The organism is Sulfitobacter sp. HI0040 (genome assembly GCF_001634885.1).
Lineage (GTDB): Bacteria > Pseudomonadota > Alphaproteobacteria > Rhodobacterales > Rhodobacteraceae > Sulfitobacter.
Genome location: NZ_LWEX01000126.1, coordinates 1 through 7,132 on the forward strand (window position 1 = coordinate 1; position 7,132 = coordinate 7,132).

Annotated in this window: 15 protein-coding genes and 1 tRNA gene; all 16 read left to right on the forward strand. The window is 59.5% G+C overall.

Annotated elements, in window-relative coordinates; all coding sequences use genetic code 11:
- On the forward strand, positions 1–226 hold a 226-nt coding region (locus A3728_RS23045; RefSeq protein ID WP_201722307.1), incomplete at its 5' end, for a hypothetical protein.
- Entirely contained in the window at positions 223–411 is a 189-nt protein-coding gene (locus A3728_RS22715; protein WP_067922474.1) for a hypothetical protein, read from the forward strand. The genes A3728_RS23045 and A3728_RS22715, both read left to right, overlap by 4 nt.
- Entirely contained in the window at positions 408–905 is a 498-nt protein-coding gene (locus A3728_RS09145; protein ID WP_067922477.1) for a siphovirus Gp157 family protein, read from the forward strand. Before A3728_RS22715 ends, A3728_RS09145 begins: the two co-directional genes overlap by 4 nt.
- Positions 905–1,540 (forward strand): RAD52 family DNA repair protein, encoded by a 636-nt coding sequence (locus A3728_RS09150; protein ID WP_067922480.1) that lies wholly within the window; start codon positions 905–907, stop codon positions 1,538–1,540. The genes A3728_RS09145 and A3728_RS09150 overlap by 1 nt, the downstream gene beginning before the upstream one ends.
- Positions 1,540–1,935: a recombination protein NinB gene (locus A3728_RS09155; protein ID WP_067922483.1), complete on the forward strand. Its 396-nt coding sequence runs from the start codon at positions 1,540–1,542 to the stop codon at positions 1,933–1,935. The genes A3728_RS09150 and A3728_RS09155 overlap by 1 nt, the downstream gene beginning before the upstream one ends.
- 274 nt (positions 1,936–2,209) lie before the next feature.
- A complete protein-coding gene (locus A3728_RS09160; RefSeq protein ID WP_067922486.1) occupies positions 2,210–2,575 on the forward strand; it encodes a DUF968 domain-containing protein in 366 nt (121 codons plus the stop codon).
- Between the two features lie 12 nt (positions 2,576–2,587).
- Positions 2,588–2,869: a hypothetical protein gene (locus A3728_RS09165; protein ID WP_067922489.1), complete on the forward strand. Its 282-nt coding sequence runs from the start codon at positions 2,588–2,590 to the stop codon at positions 2,867–2,869.
- A complete protein-coding gene (locus A3728_RS09170) occupies positions 2,866–3,219 on the forward strand; it encodes a hypothetical protein (RefSeq protein ID WP_067922490.1) in 354 nt (117 codons plus the stop codon). Before A3728_RS09165 ends, A3728_RS09170 begins: the two co-directional genes overlap by 4 nt.
- A gap of 21 nt (positions 3,220–3,240) precedes the next feature.
- Positions 3,241–3,804, forward strand: a complete 564-nt coding sequence (locus A3728_RS09175; protein ID WP_067922493.1) for a hypothetical protein — start codon at positions 3,241–3,243, stop codon at positions 3,802–3,804.
- Positions 3,805–3,893: 89 nt separating this feature from the next.
- On the forward strand, positions 3,894–4,115 hold the full coding sequence (locus A3728_RS09180; RefSeq protein WP_067922496.1) for a hypothetical protein: 222 nt from the start codon (positions 3,894–3,896) through the stop codon (positions 4,113–4,115).
- Positions 4,116–4,205: 90 nt separating this feature from the next.
- The gene (locus tag A3728_RS23050) at positions 4,206–4,370 is read left to right on the forward strand and encodes a hypothetical protein (protein ID WP_161487191.1); all 165 of its coding nucleotides are present in this window, start codon (positions 4,206–4,208) and stop codon (positions 4,368–4,370) included.
- 177 nt (positions 4,371–4,547) lie between these two features.
- Positions 4,548–4,961 (forward strand): hypothetical protein, encoded by a 414-nt coding sequence (locus A3728_RS09190; protein ID WP_067922502.1) that lies wholly within the window; start codon positions 4,548–4,550, stop codon positions 4,959–4,961.
- Entirely contained in the window at positions 4,958–5,380 is a 423-nt protein-coding gene (locus A3728_RS09195; protein ID WP_067922505.1) for a hypothetical protein, read from the forward strand. The genes A3728_RS09190 and A3728_RS09195 overlap by 4 nt, the downstream gene beginning before the upstream one ends.
- A 3-nt stretch (positions 5,381–5,383) precedes the next feature.
- Positions 5,384–5,563 (forward strand): hypothetical protein, encoded by a 180-nt coding sequence (locus A3728_RS23700; protein WP_067922508.1) that lies wholly within the window; start codon positions 5,384–5,386, stop codon positions 5,561–5,563.
- Positions 5,560–6,588: a tyrosine-type recombinase/integrase gene (locus A3728_RS09205; protein ID WP_067922511.1), complete on the forward strand. Its 1,029-nt coding sequence runs from the start codon at positions 5,560–5,562 to the stop codon at positions 6,586–6,588. The genes A3728_RS23700 and A3728_RS09205 overlap by 4 nt, the downstream gene beginning before the upstream one ends.
- Before the next feature lie 455 nt (positions 6,589–7,043).
- Positions 7,044–7,117: transfer RNA gene (locus A3728_RS09215), tRNA-Cys, on the forward strand.
- Positions 7,118–7,132 lie beyond the last annotated feature (15 nt).

Here is a 7,132-nt window from a genome sequence, read left to right on the forward strand (position 1 = left end):
TGATGAAACTGCTATTGCCAACGCCCGCCGCATAGCCCGCGTCCCTGAGATGGAGACCGCGCTGTTGGCCGCTGATGAACTCGCTGCCGAGATGGACCGACTGATGCCGGTTATCGCGCAGACCATCGAATTCCACGGCTTGGGTACCCCTTATGGGATTGCCACCGCGAACAAGGCGCGCGCCACCCTCTCTGCCTACCGTAAAGCAATGGGGGATGCGGCATGAGCGATACAGCAGTCAGCAGGCACCCCACCCCGCGCGAGATACGCGAACAGATCGAACGCAAGTTTGCCGAGGACTTTCGCGCCCATCCCATCGGGGGAGATGAGCCATTCATCCCCACGCGCGCACTCACGCTGATGCGCGAGACCATTTCCGAAGCATGTGCAATGAAAGGGAACCAGCGATGAACCTTCGTGCCGATATCCCCCTGATCACCCGCGTATCCGAGGAACTGACCGAGATGCTGGGCGACGACTTCGACCCCGATACCTTCTGGGACAGTCTTGATGGAGAAACCGACGCAATGGATATCATCGGGGCCTTGATCCAGCGCCGCGTGGAAGCGCAAGAGTTCGCCCTCGCGAACAAGGCCATGGCTGATCGCTATTCCGAGCGCAAGAAAGTGCTGGACGCGCGCGCTGCTGGCATCACCAAGGCGCTCGGCCTGATCCTCGATGCGACCGGGCAACAGAAGGTGGCTCACCCGCTGGCGACGGTATCGCGCACCAAGCCTCGCGTGACGGCGAAGGTGTTCGATGAGACCTGCATCCCGTCTCAGCTTTGCGTCACCACCATCAAGCCCGACATGTCCGCGATCAAAAAGCAACTGGACGCCGGGGAGGACGTGCCGGGGGCCGAATTGGTCACTGGCGATCCCGGCCTGACCGTGAGGATGAAGTGATGGACTGGAGCGAAGTCACACCGGAACTCGAAAAGAAGCTGGACCCGACCCACGTCAAGCCCCCCTCCAAGTTTGGGCCCAAGGGTGATTACATCGAGGGCTGGCACGCCATTGCAGAGGCCAACCGCATCTTCGGCTATGGGGAATGGTCCTACACGATCAAGTCCTTGGCCAAGGACAGCGTGGAGAAAGCGAAAAATGGCAAGGGCGAAGATCAATGGCAAGCGGCCTATACCTGCATTGTCACCCTGAATGTTGGCGACGTGGTGCGCGAAGACGTTGGCTTCGGGAGCGGCTTTGCCAAGCAAATCGGGGATGCCATAGAGGGAGCCACAAAGGAGGCTGTCACCGATGCCTTGAAGCGCGCCCTTCGGACCTTCGGCAATCCTTTCGGGTTGGCGCTCTACGACAAGAGCCGCGCGAATGTTGGGCGTGATGATCCACTATTCAACAGCGCAGGCGCGAAAGGGCGGCTAGAGAAGGCCATCGCAAACCGCACTTCCGCTGACGATCTGTCCGATCTTTGGAACGCTGAAAAGGAAACTCTCGCCCTTCTGACCGACGCCGATTTCGTTGCCGTGAAGGCATCTTTCGCGGCGGCAAAAACCAAACTCTCGCAGAAGGACGCCGCGTGATGGCCGGTCAGACCATAATCCTCTGCGGTGACAAGCAGCGCCGGTATGCGCATGACCTGATCAATCGCGCCCCGGCTGATGCGGTAGTGAACATCCGCGAGGCAACCCGCAATCTCGACCAGAACGCCAGAATGTGGGCCATGCTGTCCGACATTGCCCGCACAAAACCCGAGGGGCGCAACTGGACCACAGACACATGGAAGGCCGCGTTTCTTCATAGCCTAGGCCATCAGGTCCAGTTTGCGGAAGGCTTGGATGGCTCAGGCCCGTTCCCGGTAGGCTTTCGCTCATCGCGCCTGACGAAGCGCCAGATGGCAGACCTGATCACGGTCATTCAGGAATACGGCGACCGTCATGGCGTCCAGTGGACAGACCCACGGGAGAACGCAGCATGAGCCTCCGGATCGAACTTGACACAATACGAAAGCAGCGCAACGCGAAGGAGTGGCGACCAATAAACCGAGCGAGATGCGAGGGAATAGAGCGTACAGGAGACGGCAATATTATCAGCCTTCTGTGCAAAGACATGATCGCTGCCGGTTATGCCCCCTCTGCAAGGGTGGAGGTCTACCGCTCTGGAACACCCTGTTTCTTCGCAACGTCGCTATCGGACTGGGCGGATGGGCGAGTTGGCAAAGGTGAGCAGCCAGAACACCTTCGGAGGTCAGCATGAGCCTTCTCCGCCGCACCCCGCTCAAGGCCAAGACCCGCATCCGGCCCGTATCCAAGAAGCGCGCCGCCAAGCGTCAGAGCGCCGAGGGCCGCGCCGGTATGCTCCACATGAAGCGCGTGAAGGCCCTGCCCTGCGTGATCTGCGGCAAGCCCGGCCCTAGCGATGCGCACCACTGTATCCACGATCGCTACGGCACCGACAAGCGCAGCGACTTCGCCGTTCTGCCTCTCTGCGTTGAGTGTCATCGCCACCCGCACCCCAACGCCATCCACACCGCCAAGCAAGCATGGCGCGACCGGAACGGCCCTGACTATCAATTCCTGCCCGTCGTTGCCGACATGCTGGCAGGCGAACTGAACTGAGGAGATATCGCAATGAAACTCACTGAACTGACCATCCGCCCCGCCCGTTCCTATCTCGCTCTTGGCCCTGATAACCCGCTGAAAGCAGTTGTTAAGCTGTCCAGCGAAGAATCTACCGTTGAGTGCGTTCTATCCGATGAAACGATGCGCCGGATGCTGGACTTATGCGCCGAAGAAATAGCCGCCAACGCGCAACGCAATGTGAGCGAATTCGTTGCGGCTGTTACCGCGATTGAGGCGGGAAACTCCGCCGCGCTCATATCCGCTGATCACAAATCTGCAGGTGAGGCATGAGTCTGAGCGTAGGACTGCACAACATCACCGGAGCGACCGCTACTGGGTACACCTTAAACGGCAAGAAATGCGGAACCGTGTATTTCGAGGACGACAGCGGGCAGGAGGTCGAAATGCACATGCCGCCCCACGTAGCGAAGGAACTGGCGAGAACCTTCGAGCGGGCCTCTGAGGTGATCCAGCGCGACGGATTTCTGTTCTATCGCGGCGACCGTGAGTGGGAGGTCTACGAGGGCGGGTTTTGGCATGGCAAGTGCGAGGACCGCATTCTCATAGCCACAACCCTGTTCGAGTTGCTCGACCGGATCGACGCCACAGAGGCCAAGCGCCTCGATGATACCGCAGCATAACCCCCACATAGGAGAATACAGATGTTTGATATTGATCCAAAGAAACTTGAGAAACTGGTTGTCAAAGAGGCTGCCGACCAACTTCTTTCACAGCCCGACGAAAATGGGGGTGAGCGCTTTGACAGGATTCAAGACGATATTAGAATTAGTGTTGAAAGCCGGATCGACCGCATTTTTGCCGAGCGCGCCACCGCCATGATTGAGGACGCGCTCGATAAAGCAATCACCGAAGGCTTCGAGCGCGAGTATTCGAAGGTTGATCAATGGGGAAACCTGAAGGGCCAAAAGACTTCGATTTCTAAAGAACTCGAACGGCTTGTCTCATCATATTGGTCTGAAAGGGTGGATAGATCCGGGAAGCCCACTGAAAGTACTTATTCAAGCATAAGTCGTGCTGAATACCTCATGACAAAAATATGCGCAGAAGACTTCAGCGAAACGATGAAAACGGCTGCGACAAATATCACCGGCGCTCTGAAAGACGGATTGCGCAACCAAATGGCTGAGCAAATGGACAAAATGTTGAAAGATTTGTTCCGCGTAAAAAGCCTCCAAGACCAAGGCAAGGTCGAAAAACCTTACTAACCCCCCGCCTGCATCCCGCAGGCACCCCCGCCGGAACAACCCCACGTCCCATGAGTCCGGCGGGGTCACAGATAACAACGGAGGCACCCATGAAGATCAACACGGATACAGCAGAAGGCGGCGGGCTCGTCGAAGTTGAAACTACAGAGGATGGCATGGTCCTCCTTTCATGGCTCTCTGCGAACGGCGAAACATTCCGTTGGTGGAAACTCGGCGTAGAGCAAGCCGAAGACCTCGGCGACATCATCAAGAATCACGCGCGGAAGGCGGCAGAAGCCGCACCCACCCACCTCCCGGAGGCCCCAGCATGACCGACGCCACCCTTACCCACTGGATGCGCCACCACGCCCACCAACTTGCCGAGGCAGCAGCCTGCGCGCCGAATATGAGGAGCAATGCGGATGACCCTCCCCCCGTATAGCTGGGCACATGCGCCCCGGAAGCCCCGCCGCTCCTACGCCCGCCCGATCTGGTTCGCTGGCCTGTTCACGGCCCTTGTCCTGTCCGCAGCCCTCGCCCTGCCCCCGTGGGAGGCGCGGACGCCCTGTTTCATGGAGGAATGCTGAAATGGCTGGACTTGCACGCATCTGTAAAATGTACGGTCGCATGAAGGTCGGTAGCATCACATGGGTATGGGACTACGCGACCGACACACCTGTTCATGAGACAGACATGCCCATCGGCTCCGAACGCTGGAAGGCAAGTGAAGCAAAGCGAGCCGCCCTTATCGAAGGAGAACAGCCATGACTGACGAGATAGAGCTCGTGGCAGCGGCCATTTGGAAATCCGAGGCCGTGGATAGCGGTGCATCCGAAAACCTTTCTGCCGGTCGGACGCCAGAAGCCTTCGCGGACCAATCGGAGCAAATCCGCGCAAAATGGCACAAGTTTGCCCGTACCGCCATCGAAGCCCTGCGGCCCGACGACGACGGCGATATGTTGACCATCGCATACCTCGCTGGAGCGCATGATGCCAAGCGCGATGCCCGACCCAGCACACCGCAGGAAGCGGCCAAGCTGCTGTTGGACCGCTGGCTGACGGGGGAGTTCGAAGACACAGCGGATGCAGCAGCAGACGATGCGCTCAGTATGACGGGGGATAGCAGCGTCATAACCGAGACATGGCTCCGCGCCATCGCAGGGGAGGACCAGACATGAGCAGCGCACGGGAACAAATCGCTGAGAAGGTGTTCGACGCGATGTCATGGGCTTCATTGGCTGGTCCTAGGCCAGATGGGACTGCACCAAAGTGGGTTGGCGGAAACAGTTTCGGTGAAAATGAGGCGCGACGAACAGCAGACGCCATCATTGTCGCCCTGCCGGGGATGGTGCAGCCGTTGGAGTGGGTCAAGGCAGGCGATGATCGTTTCACGCACGACGCGGACTATGTTGACACAACGTTCACCTACCAGATTCAAGAGGGCGTATTTTGGTACGCAGCAGAGAGTGACGGCCATTTGTGCGGCTCGAATTCTGCCGCCAAAGCCGCCGCCCAAGCCCACCACGTCGCTCAGATCATGGCAGCGTTCGGCATCGACAGCCCCACCCCGGCCCGCGTTGCAGAGGTGAAGGAGTGAGCCGTGGGTAAGCAGCGCTTCACACAGTCTGAATTGGCCCGGGCCGTCCGGGCTTGCAAGGACGCGGGCATGGAGATTGAGGCGGCTGTCATCGACCGCGAAGGGTCCATTCGGGTCATTGCCGCAAAGGCAAATTCGGCGCACGCTGAGCCGGTCAATCCAGCGGACTTGGTTGATCCATGAAGACCGGCGGCCTGCCTTCCTATATCCACCGACGCAAGCGGGACGGCGTGCTGCTGTTCAGAAAGCGGGTCGCTGGCCGTATTGTCGAAATCCGGTTGGAGACACAATTCCCGAAAGGCGCGCCAATCCCGTTCGCCCTACATCAAGAGCGTGAGCGGTTATTGAACGCCCCCGCGCCCGTGGCCCCCGGGCAAACAGTCAGCGCGGTTCTGCGCCACTACCACGCTCACCGAAAATATCGAGACCTCGCCCCCAGAACGCGCACGGACTACGACAAGCGGACAGAGTACATCGCCGATAAGATGGGCGGTCTGCACCCGCGTCACATCGAGCGCAGGCATGTCATATCATGGCGGGACGCATGGGCCGAGAAATCCGGCCCGCATGAGGCGAACTATCGTCTGCGCGTTCTTCGCTTGCTGTTGGAACACGCCATCGACATGGGGCTTCTGGCGGCAGGTGCAAACCCCGCGAAGGGAGTGTCCGAGGTCCGCTACGAAAAGCGAGACCGACAGCCTTGGCCGGACACCAAGGTCGCTGCGTTCCGAACCGCCTTTGACTACGGCACGCGTGAACGCACTATCTTTGAACTCTGCCTCGGGACCGGGCAGCGGATCGGTGACGTGCTTCGCATGGGATGGCCGAATATCGAGGCCGGGGGAATAAACGTGCGGCAGGGAAAGACGGGAAAGCTGCTCTGGGTGCCGCTGACACCACACCTTGCGAAGGCACTGGACGCGCTGCCTCGCTCTGACGTGGCCTTCCTGACCAAGATCAACGGCCCCGGTCGCCTGTCCTACCGTATGGCGGCTGAGGCGATGCGCGCAGCGCGCAAGGCTATCGAGGCGGAAGAGTACGACACCCATGCCCTGCGCTACACCGCAGCCGTAGAACTCTGCCGTGCCGGATGCAGCGACGAACTGATCGCAGCAGTCACCGGGCAAAGCCAGCGCATGGTGGAGCATTACACTCGGCACGTTCGGCAGCGGGTTCGGGCGACGGAAGCGCAGAAAAGGAGAAGATGATGCGGATTGGAGTGACCGGTTCTCGATACCCCCGGCCTAATCAAATTCTGGACAGCCTCCGAAGGATTCTCATCGAGAAGGGCGCGACGGAATTACATCATGGCGACTGCTTGGGGTTCGACGCTCAGGCGCACGACTTGGCTGCATCAATGGGGATTCGGACGGTCGCCCACCCGCCCCAAGATCCTCGCATGCGGGCATTCAAGGACGCCGATGAGATTCGGTCGCCACTCCCCTACCTCGACCGCAACCGGAATATCGTTGCCGAGTCTGAATACATCGTTGCCGCGCCCGATGGCCCAGAGCGCGTCAGGTCTGGCACGTGGGCAACGGTACGTTACGCGAAGCGAACGAGAGTTCGCGGAATTGTGCTTGCGGACAGAACGAAAACAGATCATGAATGTGTGGCAGACTGTGTGGCAGACCACCCGACGGGCCACCTAAGTTACTGATAAGGCGAGTTGGCGGAGTGGTTACGCAGCGGATTGCAAATCCGTGTACACCGGTTCGATTCCGGTACTCGCCTCCACCTTCCAGCCCTCCC